This is a genomic window from Peribacillus sp. TE19612, assembly GCF_056279465.1.
In genome coordinates this window covers 102,636-121,734 of the sequence record NZ_JBWCCL010000002.1, presented here as the reverse complement: position 1 = coordinate 121,734, position 19,099 = coordinate 102,636, and the positions used below count along the sequence as shown (strand labels likewise).

The window sequence follows — 19,099 nt, the reverse complement described above, 5'->3', positions numbered from 1 at the left end:
TGATTAAACTCCTTCCATTTCATCTAGCCCTTTTCCTTGTGCTACCATCGGAAAGACATTTTCGTTTTGTTTTACGCGGAAATCAATCAACACTGGACCATCAGTCTTTAACGCTACATCCAGGCAGTTGCTTGCTTCTTCCTCCGTCGTCACCTTGTATCCCGGAATTCCATAAGCATCGGCCAATTTCACGAAATCCGGATGCGATTGAAAAATACTGTGTGAGAAACGGTTATCATGAAAGAGTTCCTGCCACTGTCTTACCATCCCTAGTGCACCGTTATTGACGATGATGATTTTGATTGGCAGATTCATTTCGGCAATGACCGAGAGTTCCTGCAGGCACATCTGGAATCCACCATCCCCCGATATGGAAAGCACCGTCGCTTTCGGATTCGCCAGCTGCGCTCCGAGAGCCGAAGGTAAGCCAAAGCCCATCGTCCCCAATCCACCGGAAGTGACCCATGAATTCGGTTTGTTAAATGGATAGTATTGTGCTGCCCACATTTGATGCTGTCCAACATCCGTCGTAACAATGGCATCGCCATTCGTTTTTTCATGAAGCATCTGGATGACCCGCTGTGGTTTCAATACGCCTTCTTCATGGGTATAACGCAATGGGAACTCTTCATTCCATGCAGTAAGCTGTGTTGTCCATTCATCAATTTCCGGTTTCTTGCCATTTTGCGCAATCAATTCCGAGAGTGCTTCTTTGGCACTTCCGACGACTGGAATTTTTGTCGGCACATTTTTACCGATTTCCGCTGGATCAATATCGATATGGGCAACCGTTGCGTGCTGTGCGAATTTCGCTAGATTCCCAGTCAATCGATCATCGAACCTTGCACCGATATTGATTAACAGATCACATTTCGCTAACGCCATGTTCGCTGCATAGCAGCCATGCATACCACCCATTCCGATAAAGAGTGGATGTTCCGCCGGAAAGCCACCAAGACCCAATAAAGTGTGAACGACGGGAATGCCTTGCTGCTCGACATATTCCTTTAATAGATGGGAGGCCTTTGCATGCAGGACACCTGCCCCTGCAAGAATGACCGGTCTTTTCGCCCCGCTTACGGCTTCAACAAGCTTTCTGATCTGTAAGTAATTCGGCTTGGTCGTCGGCTGATAGCCAGGGAGATTCATTTCTGGCTCCTCATCCGTCGATACACCTTCCAAAATGGCCATGTCCTTAGGTATATCGATCAATACTGGACCAGGCCGGCCGCTGGAAGCGATATAAAACGCTTCTTTTATAATGCGCGGAAGGTCTTCCGGCTTTCTTACCTGATAGTTATGTTTTGTGATCGGGGTAGTAATCCCCAGTACATCCGCTTCCTGGAAAGCATCCGAGCCAATTACACTGGTAGCTACCTGACCCGAAATTACAACTAGCGGTAAAGAGTCGATCATTGCATCGGCCAAACCAGTGACGATGTTCGTTGCCCCTGGACCGGATGTGACGATGACCACCCCCGGCTTGCCGGTAATCCTGGCGTATCCTTCCGCTGCATGAATCGCACCTTGTTCGTGCCTTGTCAAAATATGAAAAAGTTCTGAACTGTAAAGCTTGTCATAAATCGGCAATACAGAACCTCCTGGATAACCAAAGATGACATCAACATTTTCCTTTTTCAATGCTTCCAGCAGAAATTCGGCACCACTATAATGTGTCTTACCACTTTTCCGATCAGCAACAACTGACTTTTGTGTCATTTCGTAAAAACCTCCTTCGCTTTCCTGATTGAATGTTTTCTCAAGATTCAGAATTTTCAGCTTTTTAAGCATACAAAAAAAGCCTTTTCACCCCAAATGTACTTGCACTCGGCAAGTTAAAGGGGTGAAAAGGCTTGATGAGCCACTCCACGGTACCACCCTTTTTCGCATGAGACTCCATGCGCACTTTGAATAGACTACACTATTCTCTGTTTTGGTAACGGGTACTGGTACGCACCCGTTCAGCTCTACTAGTCTGACGTTCAAGCTGAAACTCCAAGGTGAGTTCATCTTTCGGGACAATACCGGCTCTCAGCTACCCGGCTCTCTGTGACTGCCTTTTTAAAAGACTACTTATCCTCTTCAATGCTTTTCGCATTATTCATATTTTTCGAAACGCTTATGTTTGATGTCTTGTATTTGTGATTATCTTACGTGTATTTCAGGTAGTAGTCAACAGGTTTTTTTAAATTTTTTGATAATTCTAAATTGAAAGATTTGTTGTATCCGCTTACATACCTATCATGGCCACATTTTACAAAAAAAGTTTTTTCAATTTTTAATTTTTAAAAACATAGGATATCCCCATTAATTGATTATTGTCACGCATCATCCACATGATGTCAGTCACTAATTATCTGATTCCTAAAAAAAGAATCATCCATTTTCCCTTTCAGCTTCATTTTCACTGATTGCTGACGCCACTCTTGATACAAGATTCGGCCGCCATCCCCTTTGAAGATCTCTCGTTGATAAACCGCCTGACATTCCAAGGTGCGGAAAATCACGGAACAATTCAAAATCCCCTCCCCAAACAAATCCCAGGGATTTTGCTATGGCTCCCACCCTTGTCCACTTTTCGCCCTCTGTCCACAATGCCCGCTTGCCGTCATCACTAACGATGACAAAATCGACTGCAAGGCCATAGTTATGCAAGGATTGCCCCCCTCTGGCATAAGTCACAATTGGCTTGGATTTATTCGTTCTGCCTCGTTCATACAGTTCATTTTGTTCTCGGAAACTTCGATAACCAGCCGTTATTTGAACAAATATCCCCGCTTCATAAGCTAATTTCACCACTTCGAGTATCGTCTCGTTCACGACCGGGTTCATACCGCTTCCCATATTTTCCTTTGCGCGATTCAATAGGGTTTGTAATTTGATGGCCATCCTAGCACCTCCCCTATATTAAATGCGAACATAACTGCAGGAGGAAAGGCTTTACCATTATTTTATTGGGGGTGTAAAGATTATCTGAAAAATGAAAAAGGGCTGAACATAGGTGATAGTAATCATCCCCTAAGTCAGCTCTCTGGTTCATTTAGCCAATACATCCTCGTATTCTGCATTTTTTTCAAATTGTTTTTGAACGAACGAACATACCGGAACAATTTTCAGGTTTTCCTCCCTTGCGAATCCTATGACCTTTTCAACAAGGGCGTTTCCTACCTTTTGCCCGCGAAGCTTGTCAGAAACAACGGTATGATCGACCGTGATCTCATCATCACCTGATTTAAAGAATGTAATTTCCGCTAGTTTCTCACCAGATTCTTCGACAAAAAAAGAACTTTCACCTTTTTTGATATCCACCATCACGATGACCTCCTTTTAATTCCTCTTTATCATATCTCACAAAAAGGAAATTAAACAAATATTTAAAACGTGATGAAATTGAATAAAGCAAGTACGTTCAAGGGTTATAAAGTTAGCATTGCCCATGTGAAGTTTATTCACAAACAAATGATGGTTTATATTTTTAAAAGGAAGGCAAAAGACTAAACTTGATCGATCTTTTCCTTACTTCTTATATACCCTTCCGGTTTCAAATTTCACCATGTTTAACGTGCACAACATTGTTGTTAATGATAAAAAGGTTTTAATTATTTCAGTTTGTCGACAGAAGGGGTTCGGAAAACGTATCTTGCATCAAATGACGCTCACGAAACCAACGGACCTAAAGTAGCAATACCTTCAACTCCTTTAGTATGATTTATATCTGATTTTCATAACGAAGTTGATTGTAGAGGAAGGTGCGAGACTCCGCAGGCGCACCCAGGCCGCCCTCGGAAAGCGAGTGCCTGGACCGGAAATCTACGCCCAAATTGTAACCGTCATAAAATTACAGGCAAACTCGTTTTCTTCGAATTTGTCTAAGTTTGAATGATTCTTTCATAACCTGAAATACAGTGTTTTTCAAACTTTCGTTTTTTGATGGCATTAAATTAATGGAAGAAATCTTTCCGTAACGATGTAAGAATAAGTATATAATAGCAGAAACTGAAAAAACTGTCCTACTCAGGTTAGGACAGTTTTAAATGAAAACAAAATATAAAATGATCATCGATAATAATATGACCATAAAAACAGCGATTAGAATTACGTGCGCACTTGAAGGCTGGAAAGTCCCTTCATTGATTTGCCGTTTCTTCTGAAGATAACCGATTGTCGCCAGAACGGTAATCACAAGTCCCAATGCACACGCAAACATCCCCAGCACGATGCTGATCAAGTCAATCCGGGCATCCCGATGCACACCAATCGTAAAATGCAGGCTTGTCGCAAGAAAACCAACTCCCACTATTGCAATCACCGTTCTTATCCACGCCAAAAAGGTGCGTTCATTAGCCAGATGCTGCTGGGCATATTTCAATTGGTTTTTGTCCATGTCATCACCTTAATCGAGCGTTTTTATCAAACGTAAAAATCAGTCATCTTTTCAGGAGCGAAAAGGCCCTGAACATTGACCCGACAAACATTAGCCCTGCACCGCCGAGCAATAAATATATACATAGAGTTTTATCAATAACATTCAAAGGATAAAGCAAGGCCCCCAGCGCCATGATTGCCCCTATCCCCGTTATGGTCCATCCTAATTTTTTCATTCGCAACTCCTAAGATTAATTATTATTTAGTGAAGGTCCTCCAAGGGTTTCCCCCTTTTTCATATAGGTCCCTCATTACTAGCTTAAACCATTTAAAACCTTACAACAAGTGAGATCCACCGATTATTTTTCCACAAAAAAAGAGCCACAAATGACTCCCTGTTTTGAACACGCCCAAATTCAGCCGTTCTTTTTATCCTTTTCCATATATTCTTTTATTTTTCTTTCTTCCCACTCAGACCCGAAGTTTCCTTGTGCAAGAATGGTAATACCGTGTATCAGAACACCAATCCCCCACCCTCCAAGGGGATAAAGGAACCACCAATAACCGGGATCCGTCAATAGGTTAATCGCAATCAACATGACATTCACCAATACATACACCATTAAATGAATGTAGAATGCCTTAAGGTTTTCAACCCTTTTTTTCGCCCGTAGATATCCATCTCCATTTTCCATCCCAGCACCCCCTAATCATAAATACTAATATATATTACCATCTGTTTCCATAATACCTTATTTTTCATAAAGAAATAAGAATGAAATGCATCAAAGGTAAATCGGGAGCTGGGAATCAAGGAGAATCCCTAAAGGCCACTTACAAGTCAGAGGGCTTCATTCTATTGTATCCCCGTTCTTCGTAAGGCTGTATTTTTTCCATCCACTTTTCTTCAAGTTTTTTCAATTCCCTTTTAGCATCAAAAAATCCTGTTTCTTTTGGCTTCAATACCTCCAGTACCTCAAAAGAAAAAGCATCTTTCCCATATTGGTTCCACTCACTTTGCAGCTCTTTATTGGTGTTTGTCCCGACTTCCAATTCAAATTGTTTGCCCTTCAACGTCTTTAAATTCCTGGTGCTTCCGATAAAGACCTTATTATTTACCGTATTTCTGATTTGGTATACCCCTGCTTCAACCTTCGTTTCTTTATACAATTGCTTCAATTCTTTTTTACGATCCATCTTTCTTGCCCCCAGTCATCATTTCTTCAGCCAATATTGGCTCCCATCAGGCTTTCTATCCAAGAATCCATATTCTATTAAGTATCTTCTCAAAAGAACATGATCATGATAAACGGCACCCAATATTTGATTGATTTCTTTTTCTTCGTATTTCCGCTCATTTTCAAAACGGTTCATAATTTCTTGGAGAATGATCAGCCTTTGTTTTTCCTTTGGCGGAAAAGACTTTAATGCATCCTGACTGCCTTTAGGGAAGTATTTTTTAAGTACAGTCACCTTTTCATCCTCAGTAACGTTATAACGATCATCTACCATCCTTGCTTTTTGATGAAGCGGGATAAATGCCGGCGCGTGTTCATCTTTATCTTTCAAAAGTTCCATCAGGGCTAAAAACAACTTAGCCTGACGCTCTTTCTCTTTCAACACAAAACGATGGTTCCGAATGGTGGAAGGACTGCCAATTCCCATTTCCTCCTGAACCTCAGCATCATTCTTCCCTTGGTAAAAAAGGCGAAGAAGACGGTTTTGATGGTCCGTGAGACCTGTAAGTTTTTTATCGAGATCCATCAAATATTCAAAAACCGAGCTGTGTGCATGTTCAATATGAATGCGCATATACCTCTTCGCTTCATAAAGAACTCCATCTTTCGGGTATACTATCCCCTTTTCAACTGCATTTCCACACAGCAAACAAACATATTGATTCTCACCTTCGATGTACCCTTGTTTAAGCTCATCCTGAGATGCGCTCCAAAACATTTCCGCGTCCTTCATTAAACAAACACTTCCCTATAAAGTTTATAATATAATAAACATAATATTGATTTGTTTGTATTATGTCAATGTTTTTTCTGTTTTTTTATAACTCCAGCAAATTATGGCCATCTTAGTCAGAGGGCTTCATAACATAAAGCTGACAAGGGATTTCACCTTCCATTTTACGGTTCCCATGGCACTAAGCCGATATGGTATCCTGAATAATAAGCCGAATTTCCCCAATAATATGCTTTATAAACGTGAATAAGCTTTAGAGGAGGATATCTTATTGAAAGAGGAAAACGAGGCGATTCCATCAATCCATAACACCGATTTACACAAGGCATTACAACATGTATCCGAACAATTCAAGGTCTCACTGCCAGAATTACGCGATACGATTGAATCACTTATACAAAAACAATCGATGCAGATGAGTGAAGCAGATGATAAAAGTTCAACCGTCGAAGAATTGAATACGGCAATAATCAAAAACCGTGAAATCATTAAAAAAAATCTCCAAACCTTAAATAGAATTTGATATCGAAAAAAAGACATCCAAGTATGGATGCCTCAGCTGTAGACAAAATTCGATGTAAGTCGATTTTACCTACAGTTTTTTTAGCTTGTACAAATTGAACGTTGCCCCAGGCACTAGCTTTCCGCGGGCAGTCCGCCCTCGGCGCACTTGCGCCTGTGGGGTCTCCCTTGGACTCGCTATTCCCGCAGGAGTCTCGCACACCCGCCCAATCAACTATGTTTAAAAATTCAGATAGAACTCTTTTTGCCTACAGTTTTTATTTGAGAAAGCGGAAGTTGATTTCAGATATCCGCTCCTGTCTGCCAAGTCGCATCAAAGCAAGCATTTTTGGTGTTTCGGCTGCCAGTTATTCGGCAGGAGCGCTGCAAATTTCTTCAATCCAGTGAGGATTACAGTTAAAACCATAAAGATCGGAGCAGTTTATCGACCCTAACCAAACAATATTCGACCGTTCATGAATTTATTCAACCCTTACCCTCACTATTCGGAATCCGCTTCCCATTTCGTCGCGAAGGATGTTTTATCAAATTCCTTATAAAAATCCTTCGCAGAGCTCATTAAGTATTAGCTAGGCACAAACTTAAGTATTCCTTCCAAATAAACACCTTGTTCTTTACGTTTACATTCCCTCAACTTGATTCTTCCTTCTTTTTCTAACTCTTTGGCTAATTGAACCACTTCTGTTCCATCTTCGGTTATTTCGACTGAGAAGAAATTGCCCCGAGTGGAAGTTTGAATGAACTTGAATAATCTATCTTTATTCATTTAAACATCTCCTTATTTATTACAAGTTCGACATAAATGGTCATCCACCTGCGATAAATATGAAATAAAAAATTTCATGGTTAAAAGGATGCAAATCGAAATGACCCTCGTTAGCTTAAACAACCCAAAAAAGTAAAAAAGCCAAAACCTTTAGAAGGTTTTGGCTTTTTTAAGTTAGTGTCCCAGGAGAGATTCGAACTCCCGACCGACGCCTTAGAAGGGCGTTGCTCTATCCAGCTGAGCTACTGAGACATATTGCTGTATAACGGTCACTTTTCGAACTTAGACCGTCATTTCATTTTTTTATTATAATCAATTGAATTAAAGATTTCAATACATAGTTATTAATTAATAAAGATTAATGATTGCAGGGGTGATAGAGCTACCAACTAATTCAACCAATTCTTCTCTCCATTTGGTGATATGCCCCCATAGCACAAAAGACACAAAAGTGCCTTCTTTCTTACTTAATTCCTCCCCTCTCCAACAATCTGTAAATTGTGCCTGTTCCTACCTTAAAGGTAGTACGAATATCATTTATAGACTTACCTTGTTTATAAGCTTCAATGATAGCCTTCATTCTTTGTTCCTCTTTTCCACCTTCAACTAACTTTGTTTTTCGCCCTTTAAATTTCCCTTCACTTTTGCAATCTCAATACCTTCCTTTTGGCGTTGCTTTATCATTTTCCGTTCAAACTGTGCCAATCCTGAAAAAATAGTAAATAGAAGCTCACTCATAGGATTATCGTCAGAGAGGTCTTGCCACTTATCTGTCATTGACCTTAGTCCCGCTCCTTTTCTTTGAATCATTTCAACGATTGTTAATAAGTCTTTTGTTGAACGAGATAAGCGACTAATTTCATGAATGATGACTATATCTCCTTCTTCAAGTTCCTCTAACATTCTTTGAAGTTCTGGACGATCCATTGAAGCACCGCTTATCTTCTCAATAAAAAAGTCTGAACAACCTGCTTCTTTCAAGGACTTCTTTTGACGTGCAATGTTTTGCCCTTCACTACTTACTCGTATGTATCCAACCGTTTTCATTTAAACCACTCCTTTACCGTTATTTATAATCACATTTAACGACAATTACGGTAATGGTCAAACGGTAATAAATGAGCATCTTGTAACCATTGATATGAGTGGATTTTGTTATGCACCTGTTAATTACCGTTAAAGTGTAGTCTATCGGTAATAGGAAAAGCATTCTCCTTCAACCGGTTACCTAACCAGTACACCAAAAAAGCTTTACTCCTTATTGAAGTAAAGCACCCGTTAGTCCTATAAGACTTATCTCAGAGTTGACATAAACTGTGATGATGGAAATTCTTAACAGACAAAAAAATCACAACAAAAATCCAACGATAATATACTTGTGAATATTTTAAAGAAATAATTATTCTTTATCAATAGGGGAATGAATATGATCCCTAAATGTATCAACGTACAGATTACCATTGGCAGCCAGTACTGCATAAACAACATCATGTTTTAATAAATTACGTTTTATTAACTCTGATTCTAACCATGAAAACGTTATATTATTTTGTTCTAAATTCTCTTTAATTATTTCTCCATCCATAATAAGTTCAATGGGTAACTTCTGTTCAGGCATTACCGCAATCATTAAATCCTGTTTTGTAACATTCCTAAATTGCGGCTTTTTTAGTACTGTTAACGTTCCATTCGTTTCAACTGTGGCAAATAGAACCTCTTCAATGTTAAAAATATCCCTTTCCCTTAGTTGTTGATTTAAATAATCCAATGTATATCGCATTTTATTCATGTTTCATCCTAATATTTTTCCATTTTGCATCACAATTGTGGGATCTCCAGCCAGAAATTTTCTTCCTTTACTATTTTTTAATGAAATAAGTGCCATCAGGAAAATAATTGCTATATATATAGTAAATGCAATAATTGTATGATGTACCTTAATAGAAGTATTGAAGGCTAAATTCGCTGAAATAGCTCCTAGCGAAATTGTTGCAACAAAATCAAACATTGTCATTTGAGATATCGTTTGTTTACCTAATATTTTTGTTCCAATTAGTAATAAACTGAAAGAAGTAATTGACCTCAAAATTACTTCAATATGTTCAGGCATTTTCCCACCCCGATTTTATCTATTGTTAGTCATATTATATCCTGATTTTTTTATTTATTTCACATTGTATTTACCGCTTTCTCGATATATAAGAAAAAGACAGGTTTCCCTGTCATCAACATTAGTATATTTCATATTAACTTTTCGATATATTCATAATGAATAACAATTTCTATTTGTGATCGGTTCACCATGATAATTCTGATTCTACCCGTGGTCTTTAAAATGGCTAAGGGAACTGTCTCCAGCTTGCAGCATGTTAGTTTTCACTCCATTTCTACATATTTTTGCTTTGCTGAAGAAGTTTGGATTCTCCTGTACGTTCCCATTCTTCTACTGTTTCATATGCTCTTTCAGGAGAATACCCTTTCCCTACAAGAACTCCCATTAGAATAAATTCTTGAAGAATGTGTGTGGCATTTATTCCTCTTTTAACATCCTCTAACCCTTCTTTAACCAAAAATTCAGTGTACCGTATCCATTCATCTGGAGTCTTGCCAGAAATAACTGTTGTATCTCCATTGCCATGACCGTAGCCTTCTTCCGCAGCTATTGCATCTTCTTTAGTTACATGAACCGTACCCAATGGATGTTGTGGAGGAGCATATATCGAGTAAAGTTTTAAAGGGGTATTACCTGTATTGGTTACATTATGCCATGTTCCTGCAGGTATCATAATGGCAGAATCATCATAAACGTTTCTTACAAAGTCTAAATTATCCTTTCTCTTGCCCATTTGAACAATCCCTTGACCTTCTTCAATACGTAAAAATTGGTCAACGTTAGGGTGAATTTCTAAACCAATATCTTCACCAACGTTAAGACTCATCAATTTAACTTGCAAATGTTTTCCTGTCCATAAAGCGGTACGATAGGTAGTGTTTTGCTTCGTAGCCTCATTGATATTCACTACAAATGGTTTCGGTCCATAATCTTTTACCTCAATTTTATTTCTGCCATGAAAAGTTCTTTCAAGACCTCTTTCAAAGGCTGCGAGATGATTAAGTGATGCGTTACGTAATTGTGTAAAGATATTTCTCACATCGGTAGGAATATCAAATGTTAAGAACCTTTCATACATAGAGATATTGTCTATTTCCCCTTGAACGCCAGCAGCATATGCTGCCTTAATGTTTTCTGGAGTTGAAACGAATGACTGCGATATATTTTCAGGTAAAGGCACTTGATAACGTTCAAAAAGGGGCAATAATGCATTTATATGTCTCATTTCCGCTTCTTTTATTTGTGCAAATATACGAATATATCCAAAGGTTGCTAAAATATTATCATATCTTGCTTGTGCCAAATATTCGTCCTGAAGGGCATAAGTCAGCATTTGAGGTAAGGACAATGTTGAAGCACTTAATGCCCCTTTAGCACCGTAATTTTCAACTTGCCGATCGGTGTGCGTTAACTTTGGATTTTGTGAAAAAAAAAACAAAAACCATACAGCGTGATTTTGTTCGTCTGCTGCTGCACGTCGAAATCTTTCTTTAATAAAAGTATCCTGTGCCTTATCTGCTATATCTAAATAAAAATCAACGGCTTCTTGTTCATCTTTAAAGGCAAATTCGATTCCTGCTCTATACTTTTCAGGACATTCTTCAGTGATTTTATAAGTGGGCTGCCTACCTGTTAAATTTGAATAAATTCCGCTGAACTCTTCAAGATGACGTCTTTCATCTTTTTGAATCTCAAGTATTTTGTTCCTTTCATCCTGTGTAGGTGCAATATTGGCTAACTTTTCATAACAAGCAATAGCACTAAACTCCGCATTAATTGCTTTCTGAATATCGCTTGCTAATTGGGTGTCATTCGTTTGACGAAAATATCCATTATAATATGGATTATAATTATAGAAATCTTCATTTGAATACATTATTGATTGTCCTCCCGATGTTAAATAGTCAACTTATCATATGCTTTGTAAATAGGTGGGGGTGCAAGGACAAGGACACGGAGGGGGTAGTTAGTTATATAGGAGGTCATAGAAGGGTTTATTTTTAGTTTGCACCCCCGTTGACTTCAGCTACATTGTTTTATTCTGTCTTAGACTCCACAAACTCGAAGCATTATCTCAATCTGTAGCAGACAATATAAAAAGACGAGGTTTATTAGCTTGCGTTAAATTTCCGAAACAAATTGCACCTTTGTTATTGATTGAAAATGTTTTACATGGAGAATGTAATCACTAATTGTCCGACTTCTATTACCACTTACCTTCATTTGCCTTGTAATAACGTCAAAAGCGTTTGTAATCAACATAGTGTCACTTGATAATATAAGTTGTTTATCTTCTATTTCGGGAGCGTTAGAGCGGGGTGTAGGTAGTTTCATCAAGTAGTTTCTTTACATCAACTTTAACATCTAAGATTCCTTTTCTTTTGGTCACAACAAAAAACCTCCTATATCGTAAGTAATACAAGTCAATAATCGGTGTAATTTCTTACATGACCATTATAATGACCGTTTCACTAAACGATATTGAAGGTTTTACGTATCGGGCTTTAAAGCCGCTTGATTAGTGTCCCAGGAGAGATTCGAACTCCCGACCGACGCCTTAGAAGGGCGTTGCTCTATCCAGCTGAGCTACTGAGACGTTTATGATATAAGTTGCGGTAAAACTTATGTATTACCTTAACTGTTCCCTTAGGACACTTCTTATTATAGTAGGATATCAAAAGGAAGTCAACGGTTTTTCAAAAAAAGTTTTTTTTTTAAAAAGAACCAGGAAGCGGGGAAAAACGCTTCCTGTTCATTATACATGAAGTCATTCCATTCAATAAGCATTTCTTAGTTCCTCAACGATTTTTCCTTCAAGATCATAATAGATGATTTCAAGTTGGTCATTTCCAATCTCCAAAATGGCATAGGTTTTCTCTTTTCGTCCCCGCGGCTGCCGTATGCTTCCCGGGTTGATGAAGAGCTTGCCGTCCATCCACTCTGAGCCTGCAGCATGGGAGTGACCAAAGCAAATAATATCCGCCCCTGTCTCTTCACTTTTATAAGATAGGTTCATCAAGGTCATATTTATGTTATAGAGGTGTCCATGCGTTACGAAGAAACGCTTGCCTGAGATATTCTCCACAATATCATTCGGATATGCCGAATCATAGTCGCAATTCCCGCGAACGGCCAAAAACTCCGACATGTGAGGGTCATTTCTTTCCAACTCTGAATCACCGCAATGGATCATGGCAGCGACCTCTTGTTTATGACGGTCGGCAATCATGCTGATTTCATGAGTTAAGCCATGACTGTCACTCATTATTAGCACTTTCATCGTCCCATTCCTTCTTCCCTTTTTAGAAATAGATCAAGTTTTTCATCTAGAGCCCTCAATGCGTTGGCACGGTGGCTGATTTTGTTTTTTTCCTCTTTTGTCAATTCAGCGTTTGTTTTGCCCTGTTCCTCTACAAAAAAGATGGGATCATAACCAAATCCATTCGTTCCTGAAGGCTGTTCCGTGATCAAGCCTTCCATCGATCCCGATACCGTAATCGTTTCCTGGTTGGGTGACGCTAGTGCCAAGGCGCAATAAAATCTCGCCGTCCTAGCCTCTTTTGGCACACCTACCAGTTCGCGGAGGACTTTTTCCGTGTTTGCTTCATCACTCTTGGCCTCTCCAGCATAGCGGGCAGAATATACGCCTGGACGGCCCTCCAATGCATCAACAATCAATCCGGAATCATCAGCAATGACAAAGTGGCCTAGCTGATGGGCAATGGCCTCTGCCTTCAGGATCGCATTTTCTTCAAAGGTCGTGCCTGTTTCCTCCACATCCGGGGCATCCGGTACATCGAGAAGTGTTTTGACTTCATAACCTTTAGCAGAAAATAAGCTTTCGAACTCCTTTGCTTTCCCTTTATTTTTCGTTGCAATGATTACTGTCTTCATTTTTCATTTCACCCTTTTTCATTTTATCGGCACGGGAGCTCTTTTAGGGCTGAGAAAGAATTTGCTGTCATTCGTCATATGTAAAAGCTCTTTCTTCTCCAGTGCCAACGGACGGATTCAGCTCTGCCTATCATGATCAACAACAGCCGCTGAATTTTCCAGATAAGTTAAGTCTAACACAACTCCCTCATCTGCAATAACCTGAAACTTATAAACTAACGTTTGTAATTTTCACTATGTTCAATATGGATATTTACTTTTATGTTATTTATTGAAGTCTTATCAAAGGAATTAATAATTTTATTATCCCACTTATTGACATGGTATCTGTATGCCTTTTCACTTATGTTAAAAAGGTCTGTATTGATTTTTTCCCCCGTCTCCAATGTCTTTAAAATATCTTGCTTAATTTTTATTTCTACCTTTTTTTCGATTTTTTCCATATCCAAGTTATCTATATTTTGTTTTAATATCCCATTTGCTTTAACTTCTAAATCATATAAGGGTTTCTTTTGTTGTTCCAATATTCTGATGTTTGTTTTGGGGTCCATAATTTCAACACTTACCTTTTGTTTATTCAGAGAAAAAAACATGACTGTAGCCTTATTTTCAACCCATTTCATACCAATCAAATCTTGTTTACTTACGAACCCTTTATACTGTTGTTTTGATAAAACATAGCCGCCATTCAACGTTGGTATCTTTTTTTCTTTCCCCTTGTCTGTGTAATGACGCTCATTTATTACCAAAGAGGGAATTAAAATGGAACCAACCGGTTGATAAAATTTCGAAACCAGTTCACTGAATTTTAACGGGGAAATGAAATAGTTTTCATTAATAACGGTCTCTGGCCTTTGAATGATCGTGAATAAGTTAGGAAGATTAAAGAAACTATCACTGTCTAACACCTTTTTAATATCCTCGTTTGTAACAAACAGCCATGAATTGTATCGTAATAAGGGCTCTTTGCCTACATATTCAATGAAATCCTTCATTTTCTTATTGATTACATCCTCACTTAAAATGAAGGAGTTAACATGCCCGATATATAGTGGCAATGCTGCATTTTGTTCTAATTCAGTAAATGCTTCTTCGATACTTCCCCCTTTACCTTTCCCAATGACAACACCAGTTTTTTCTTGTAATGCTGTGGCCCCCTCTTGTTTTGCTATATCCGCAAAATTCAATGCTTGAAAGTATAAGATGAATTCACCCTCTTTATAATCGATTCCTAGAGCGGATCCATATGTTTGAGCTTGAATTTCCTTCATTCCCCAGCAGCCTGTCGTCAATAAAAGTTGACAGCCAATTACCATGACTGCAATTAGCTTCCTCATTTGTCCGACTCCTTTTGCGGTTCATTATCACTGGATTGTAGAGCTTGATTCCGCTGCCTTAACATCCCATATGGAAGCTTGAATAATACTTTTAACATATCCGATTTATTTGGTTTGGAAAATGGATTCACAAAAGGCTGTCCGAAACTTTCCAAGGAAACCACAACAATCAAGATAAGAAATATTCCCATGAAGAATCCAAACAAGCCTAGAAATGCTGAACATGCAAATATGAATAACCTTATCAGAACGATATTCCCAGCGATATTCTGATTGATTATGGTATAGCTTGAGAGAACTGTAACAGCTATTACAACGAGCATGGAGGGTGAAGTCAGCCCTGCCCGAATCGCTGCATCACCTATAATCAATCCACCCAATACAGAAACTGTCGGACCTACAGCTTTTGGCAGACGAAGACCGGCTTCTTTAAATAGTTCAAACAATATGATCATTACGAATGCCTCCAAAGAAGCAGGTATGGGTAAGCCCTGTCTCGTGATTGAAATCGTCGCAAGAAGCGAAAAGGGAATTTGATCGAATTGATAGGAAACTAACGCTATAAAAAACCCCGGTAACGTAACCGTTACAAATAAGGCAACTACACGAATGATGCGAATAAAACTAATGTAAAAAAAGCTTGCATGTGCGTCATCAGCAGAATAAAGTAACTGATTAATACTGGTTGGTCCGATCAAGCCTGTGGGATTCCCGTCTACCAGGATGGCAAAGCGCCCTTGATTCAAGGATTCAACAACATAGTCCGGTCGACCGATATAATCCATTAAGGGGAAAATGGAAAATTGATTATCATATAAGAGTTCTTCAACTTGGTAGCTGCTGACTATGATATCAGCCTTTAATGAATCCAATCGTTTTTTAATATCCAAAAGAATCGAGGGATTGATAATGTCATCAATATATAGCAGCAATATTTTAGTTTTACTTCTTTTCCCGATTGTATATTCTATACATTTAAGTGATGCCGTTTTTAACCTTTGGCGAATTAAAGACATGTTATCCGATATATTCTCAACAAATCCATCCCTAGGTCCCCGAATGGAAGATTCTATATTGGATTCTTCAGGACTGCGCTTAGGGGAATTGGCTAATGGGGTATAGTAAATTTCATCAGAAGATTCATTAATAATGATCAGGTCCCCTGAAAAAAGAATGCTTTCCACTTCCTCTTTTAAATCGGAGCCCTTTTTAAGCGTACTGATTTCCATAATATTGCTTAATTGATCAATTGTTAATTCCCCATTTACTTGAACCGCTTTTGATATTGTAGGCAGTATCACTTCATTGATAAATGGCATATCCACTAAGTTAGGCGCATATAAAAACCCTAACAAATAACGATCTTCTTTATCAAAAGTTTTTGTTCTTAAAACAACATCGGAAGAATGTTCGAACCATTTTTGGATTTGGTCAATACAAGAAGGAGTTCCATTCAATTTTCCCTTCTTCATAATGTTTCACCTTTTCCTTTTCCCTTTATAAAAATAAGAAATAACAGTATAATTGCAGCACTTAAAAGAAACAGACTGCTTATTGGAAAGAAATATTTGTATATAAAATAAAAAAATGAAGTAGCATCCCAATGGATTAGCGTGCCAATAACAATTAACAAATATAGCGAAAGCAGTATCCACTTCTGATGTTTTGAATTTGAGATTAACTTATAGCCTATAAATAAACATAAACTTATTCGAATCATGGCACCCGAAAGCCATTGGAAAATGGAAAGGAAATCGAGTCGAGTAATATAATAGCCAAACCTTAGCAACTTCCACTGTTCATAAGCTGGATTCCTCATTTTCACTGCTTCCACAGAACCAAATTCTGCAATCGCTCCCATGAGGGGTCCTAACGTCAGCATGATGAGGATAATACCAACCAGTAAAAGCCACTTGGCTTTTAGCTTATTTTTCAAGTAAGGAGTTAAAAATAAAAAAACGATGATTTCTAAATATCCTGCACTCGTATACATCATTCCATTTAGAGTATGGCGATACCCGCTTTCAAATATCGGGAACAATAATTCGTAATTCTTATTACTCGTGTTCCCCAGCCCCACGAATATCCCGAAAAAAGTGACGACCGGAAGAAATAGGAGGGCCAAAGTACTTATGGTGCGTATTCCTTTATAACTTGCAAAAATACAAATAAAAGTGAATAGGCTGACGACTACGATGTTTGGTATGTCATGAGTATAATTAGCTTTTGCCCAAATCAATGTAAATTTGATGGTTATGAAGGCGTTAATTATAAAGTACAATCCAAATGCTATCGTGAAAATATATGTAACAAAAGGTGTAGACCATTTTTTCAGAAAAGAGATTATATCTTCTTTATCTAGTTTTTTATAAATATAAAAAATAAATAGTGTCCAAACGATACATGGAACAACACTTATCATGACACTTATCCATCCGTCGCGTTGAGATGCGGATAAGATATTGGGAAGGAGCAGGACATGTACCATGAACCCTGTATTCATGATGATTAAAACATAGATGTGTAAAGCCTGAATTACCTTTTGATCCATAATACCCCCCCATTAATTACATGTTTAAAAGTAATTTCCCCTTTTAAAAATTTATTTATGTAAAAACTTTCCCACAACACGGGAAATTGCTTCGGGGCTGTATAGCTTTCAACTCTCTAACAGCGTGGTCATTCAATGGCGGAGGCAAAAAAATAAGAGGCAGCTGCAAGCTGCCTCATTGTTTTATTTCTACATATATTTAAAAACTGCCTGTGTTGACTTTCTCTGGACGGACGACTGGTTCGGATAATTTCTTACCTTCTTCATTAAGAACATCTGCGCTGCCCTGCACTTGCACTTCAACGCTTTCAATTCCTTTCTGTTCCGTCAAGGAAAGGACCAAGGCATCAAGGACCTCTTGTGATACCTTTTTCTCTTTAAAGCTTCCAAGGATATTTTCGTTAAAATTCAGGCTGACCTTACCTTCTGCCACTTTAGGCTCGTCAAGTAAAGCTACATCACTCATGAACCCTGTTTGCAGGTTAGAACCTGAAGGACTCTTCGTTAATTCCTGAATGACTGCTGTTACATTATCAGACACCGTTTCGCTGATCCTGCGCGTCACCGGAACATAATAAGTGTACTCCTCATCACCGCCTACATAATAAACGGTCAGTGCTTTGGTATTGGAAATGTCCACTACATCACTTGTATCGATATTGATTCCTGACGACCTCGAGATATTTTCATCTATAGGTGTGCCATTGACCGGCATTTCGGAAATATCTTCCCCATTGATTCTCATTTGGATTTTATCGACCGAGTCGAATTGTGTCAGGGTCCATGTGATGGCTTGAAGGATTTTAAGTTCATCCTCTTTCTGATAGTTTTTGAATTCCGGCGAAAAGTCCGCCACAGCCACCCCGTCTTTAATGTTCACGCTTATTTGGGTATCGGCAGGAATGACGGCCCTGAATCCATTTGGAAGTTTATCCGTGACTGGTCCGTTATTGACAAGGTAATCAAGGGCTTGTTTAGCGACAGCTTCCGATTTAGGAAGTTCCAATGTCTGTGGAACCACATACCCGCTTTTATCAATTAAATATAACTCCGTCTTCACCGTTTTCGATTCTACAGCGCCTTCTTCTCCCTCAGTCGCTGGCTTTTCCTCACCATTCGTTTCTGTTTCTTTTAATGAAGATTCATCCTCGACTAATGAAACATCCTTCGGGGGATCAATTTCCTTTTTCTCTTCACCGCCAAATAATCCGCAGCCTGAAAGCCAAAAAGAAGATGCCAGAATGGTCACAGCCATTGTTACTTTTGATTTATTGGACATAAAATCACTCCTAGGACAGTTTGTACTCCTATTTATACGAGCCCTAGGGGAAAATAGACCAATTATTTTCCCCTCCGATAATGGAGCTGGGCAATTTGCCCGTACTGATGCATCTTTTTTAGCTTCATTAGTACTTGGGGAGACTTCCCGAATGGAACAATCGACTCCCATCCCCAAGTATAATCGGAATGATGGATAGGATCATTTCATCCATCTGCGGGGAAAACGAGTGCCTCACGCTCCAATCAACGGCCAAATGTACAAGCCCAAAAAAACTGCAGACAAACTCCATTTTCATCGA

The 19,099-nt window shown here is 38.8% G+C and carries 17 protein-coding genes, 2 tRNA genes, 3 pseudogenes and 1 other annotated feature; of the genes and pseudogenes, 1 reads left to right on the top strand and 21 read right to left on the bottom strand.

The features are described from left to right. Positions 1 to 3 precede the first annotated feature (3 nt). The 8 genes from ilvB to ACZ9AO_RS03895 all read right to left on the bottom strand — a co-directional run bounded on the left by ilvB (position 4) and on the right by ACZ9AO_RS03895 (position 6,336). Entirely contained in the window at positions 4 to 1,719 is a 1,716-nt protein-coding gene (ilvB, locus tag ACZ9AO_RS03930) for an acetolactate synthase large subunit (RefSeq protein ID WP_048688868.1), read from the bottom strand. A gap of 117 nt (positions 1,720 to 1,836) precedes the next feature. Next, positions 1,837 to 2,095, bottom strand: a binding site (T-box leader). Positions 2,096 to 2,376: 281 nt separating this feature from the next. After that, positions 2,377 to 2,889, bottom strand: coding sequence for a M15 family metallopeptidase (locus tag ACZ9AO_RS03925; protein WP_476108517.1), 513 nt, complete (start codon positions 2,887 to 2,889; stop codon positions 2,377 to 2,379). Positions 2,890 to 3,036: 147 nt separating this feature from the next. Further along, positions 3,037 to 3,312, bottom strand: a complete 276-nt coding sequence (locus ACZ9AO_RS03920) for a GNAT family N-acetyltransferase (RefSeq protein ID WP_063594337.1) — start codon at positions 3,310 to 3,312, stop codon at positions 3,037 to 3,039. Between the two features lie 718 nt (positions 3,313 to 4,030). Beyond that, positions 4,031 to 4,384 carry a YidH family protein gene (locus ACZ9AO_RS03915; protein WP_251539750.1) on the bottom strand — a complete coding sequence of 118 codons (354 nt, stop codon included), beginning with the start codon at positions 4,382 to 4,384 and terminating at the stop codon, positions 4,031 to 4,033. A gap of 43 nt (positions 4,385 to 4,427) precedes the next feature. After that, complete coding sequence (locus ACZ9AO_RS03910) at positions 4,428 to 4,601, bottom strand: hypothetical protein (protein ID WP_251539751.1); 174 nt, start codon at positions 4,599 to 4,601, stop codon at positions 4,428 to 4,430. Positions 4,602 to 4,781: 180 nt separating this feature from the next. Continuing rightward, positions 4,782 to 5,060, bottom strand: coding sequence for a 2TM domain-containing protein (locus tag ACZ9AO_RS03905; RefSeq protein WP_034308952.1), 279 nt, complete (start codon positions 5,058 to 5,060; stop codon positions 4,782 to 4,784). Positions 5,061 to 5,199: 139 nt separating this feature from the next. Beyond that, positions 5,200 to 5,562 (bottom strand): GIY-YIG nuclease family protein, encoded by a 363-nt coding sequence (locus ACZ9AO_RS03900; RefSeq protein WP_048688862.1) that lies wholly within the window; start codon positions 5,560 to 5,562, stop codon positions 5,200 to 5,202. Positions 5,563 to 5,580: 18 nt separating this feature from the next. Beyond that, the gene (locus tag ACZ9AO_RS03895) at positions 5,581 to 6,336 is read right to left on the bottom strand and encodes a DUF2087 domain-containing protein (protein WP_251539752.1); all 756 of its coding nucleotides are present in this window, start codon (positions 6,334 to 6,336) and stop codon (positions 5,581 to 5,583) included. A 271-nt stretch (positions 6,337 to 6,607) separates the two neighbouring features. Here ACZ9AO_RS03895 and ACZ9AO_RS03890 point away from each other — a divergent pair, with 271 nt between their 5' ends. Then, positions 6,608 to 6,859, top strand: coding sequence for a hypothetical protein (locus ACZ9AO_RS03890; protein WP_476108516.1), 252 nt, complete (start codon positions 6,608 to 6,610; stop codon positions 6,857 to 6,859). Positions 6,860 to 7,423: 564 nt separating this feature from the next. Here the strand turns inward: ACZ9AO_RS03890 and ACZ9AO_RS03885 are convergent. The 13 genes and pseudogenes from ACZ9AO_RS03885 to ACZ9AO_RS03825 form a co-directional block, all read right to left on the bottom strand. After that, entirely contained in the window at positions 7,424 to 7,624 is a 201-nt protein-coding gene (locus ACZ9AO_RS03885; protein ID WP_063575539.1) for a hypothetical protein, read from the bottom strand. A 178-nt stretch (positions 7,625 to 7,802) separates the two neighbouring features. Then, positions 7,803 to 7,876: transfer RNA gene (locus tag ACZ9AO_RS03880), tRNA-Arg, on the bottom strand. Between the two features lie 354 nt (positions 7,877 to 8,230). Beyond that, entirely contained in the window at positions 8,231 to 8,671 is a 441-nt protein-coding gene (locus tag ACZ9AO_RS03875) for a recombinase family protein (protein WP_476108515.1), read from the bottom strand. A gap of 352 nt (positions 8,672 to 9,023) precedes the next feature. Then, positions 9,024 to 9,734: pseudogene (locus ACZ9AO_RS03870) on the bottom strand (DUF421 domain-containing protein). Between the two features lie 538 nt (positions 9,735 to 10,272). Next, positions 10,273 to 10,674 (bottom strand): annotated as a pseudogene (locus ACZ9AO_RS03865) (cupin domain-containing protein); the annotation flags it as partial. A gap of 27 nt (positions 10,675 to 10,701) precedes the next feature. After that, a pseudogene (locus ACZ9AO_RS03860) lies at positions 10,702 to 11,613 on the bottom strand (ferritin family protein); the annotation flags it as partial. A gap of 646 nt (positions 11,614 to 12,259) precedes the next feature. Beyond that, positions 12,260 to 12,333, bottom strand: a tRNA-Arg gene (locus ACZ9AO_RS03855). A 180-nt stretch (positions 12,334 to 12,513) separates the two neighbouring features. Further along, complete coding sequence (locus tag ACZ9AO_RS03850) at positions 12,514 to 13,017, bottom strand: metallophosphoesterase (protein WP_476108514.1); 504 nt, start codon at positions 13,015 to 13,017, stop codon at positions 12,514 to 12,516. Continuing rightward, entirely contained in the window at positions 13,014 to 13,631 is a 618-nt protein-coding gene (locus ACZ9AO_RS03845) for an XTP/dITP diphosphatase (RefSeq protein ID WP_251539755.1), read from the bottom strand. The genes ACZ9AO_RS03850 and ACZ9AO_RS03845 overlap by 4 nt, the downstream gene beginning before the upstream one ends. Before the next feature lie 215 nt (positions 13,632 to 13,846). Then, positions 13,847 to 14,968 (bottom strand): Ger(x)C family spore germination protein, encoded by a 1,122-nt coding sequence (locus ACZ9AO_RS03840; protein ID WP_476108513.1) that lies wholly within the window; start codon positions 14,966 to 14,968, stop codon positions 13,847 to 13,849. Beyond that, complete coding sequence (locus ACZ9AO_RS03835; protein WP_251539757.1) at positions 14,965 to 16,440, bottom strand: spore germination protein; 1,476 nt, start codon at positions 16,438 to 16,440, stop codon at positions 14,965 to 14,967. The genes ACZ9AO_RS03840 and ACZ9AO_RS03835 overlap by 4 nt, the downstream gene beginning before the upstream one ends. After that, entirely contained in the window at positions 16,437 to 17,519 is a 1,083-nt protein-coding gene (locus ACZ9AO_RS03830; RefSeq protein WP_476108512.1) for a GerAB/ArcD/ProY family transporter, read from the bottom strand. The genes ACZ9AO_RS03835 and ACZ9AO_RS03830 overlap by 4 nt, the downstream gene beginning before the upstream one ends. Positions 17,520 to 17,718: 199 nt before the next feature. After that, on the bottom strand, positions 17,719 to 18,798 hold the full coding sequence (locus tag ACZ9AO_RS03825; RefSeq protein ID WP_063594348.1) for a GerMN domain-containing protein: 1,080 nt from the start codon (positions 18,796 to 18,798) through the stop codon (positions 17,719 to 17,721). Positions 18,799 to 19,099: the final 301 nt, after the last annotated feature.

Excerpts from the sequence above, each read along its gene's own strand:
- ACZ9AO_RS03915 (WP_251539750.1), bottom strand. The coding sequence starts at position 4,384 with ATGGACAAAAACCAATTGAAATATGCCCAGCAGCATCTGGCTAATGAA.
- ACZ9AO_RS03900 (WP_048688862.1), bottom strand. The coding sequence starts at position 5,562 with ATGGATCGTAAAAAAGAATTGAAGCAATTGTATAAAGAAACGAAGGTT.
- ACZ9AO_RS03910 (WP_251539751.1), bottom strand. The coding sequence starts at position 4,601 with ATGAAAAAATTAGGATGGACCATAACGGGGATAGGGGCAATCATGGCG.
- ACZ9AO_RS03830 (WP_476108512.1), bottom strand. The coding sequence starts at position 17,519 with ATGGATCAAAAGGTAATTCAGGCTTTACACATCTATGTTTTAATCATC.
- ACZ9AO_RS03835 (WP_251539757.1), bottom strand. The coding sequence starts at position 16,440 with ATGAAGAAGGGAAAATTGAATGGAACTCCTTCTTGTATTGACCAAATC.
- ACZ9AO_RS03850 (WP_476108514.1), bottom strand. The coding sequence starts at position 13,017 with ATGAAAGTGCTAATAATGAGTGACAGTCATGGCTTAACTCATGAAATC.
- ACZ9AO_RS03840 (WP_476108513.1), bottom strand. The coding sequence starts at position 14,968 with ATGAGGAAGCTAATTGCAGTCATGGTAATTGGCTGTCAACTTTTATTG.
- ACZ9AO_RS03875 (WP_476108515.1), bottom strand. The coding sequence starts at position 8,671 with ATGAAAACGGTTGGATACATACGAGTAAGTAGTGAAGGGCAAAACATT.
- ilvB (WP_048688868.1), bottom strand. The coding sequence starts at position 1,719 with ATGACACAAAAGTCAGTTGTTGCTGATCGGAAAAGTGGTAAGACACAT.
- ACZ9AO_RS03920 (WP_063594337.1), bottom strand. The coding sequence starts at position 3,312 with ATGGTGGATATCAAAAAAGGTGAAAGTTCTTTTTTTGTCGAAGAATCT.
- ACZ9AO_RS03905 (WP_034308952.1), bottom strand. The coding sequence starts at position 5,060 with ATGGAAAATGGAGATGGATATCTACGGGCGAAAAAAAGGGTTGAAAAC.
- ACZ9AO_RS03885 (WP_063575539.1), bottom strand. The coding sequence starts at position 7,624 with ATGAATAAAGATAGATTATTCAAGTTCATTCAAACTTCCACTCGGGGC.
- ACZ9AO_RS03845 (WP_251539755.1), bottom strand. The coding sequence starts at position 13,631 with ATGAAGACAGTAATCATTGCAACGAAAAATAAAGGGAAAGCAAAGGAG.
- ACZ9AO_RS03895 (WP_251539752.1), bottom strand. The coding sequence starts at position 6,336 with ATGAAGGACGCGGAAATGTTTTGGAGCGCATCTCAGGATGAGCTTAAA.
- ACZ9AO_RS03925 (WP_476108517.1), bottom strand. The coding sequence starts at position 2,889 with ATGGCCATCAAATTACAAACCCTATTGAATCGCGCAAAGGAAAATATG.
- ACZ9AO_RS03825 (WP_063594348.1), bottom strand. The coding sequence starts at position 18,798 with ATGTCCAATAAATCAAAAGTAACAATGGCTGTGACCATTCTGGCATCT.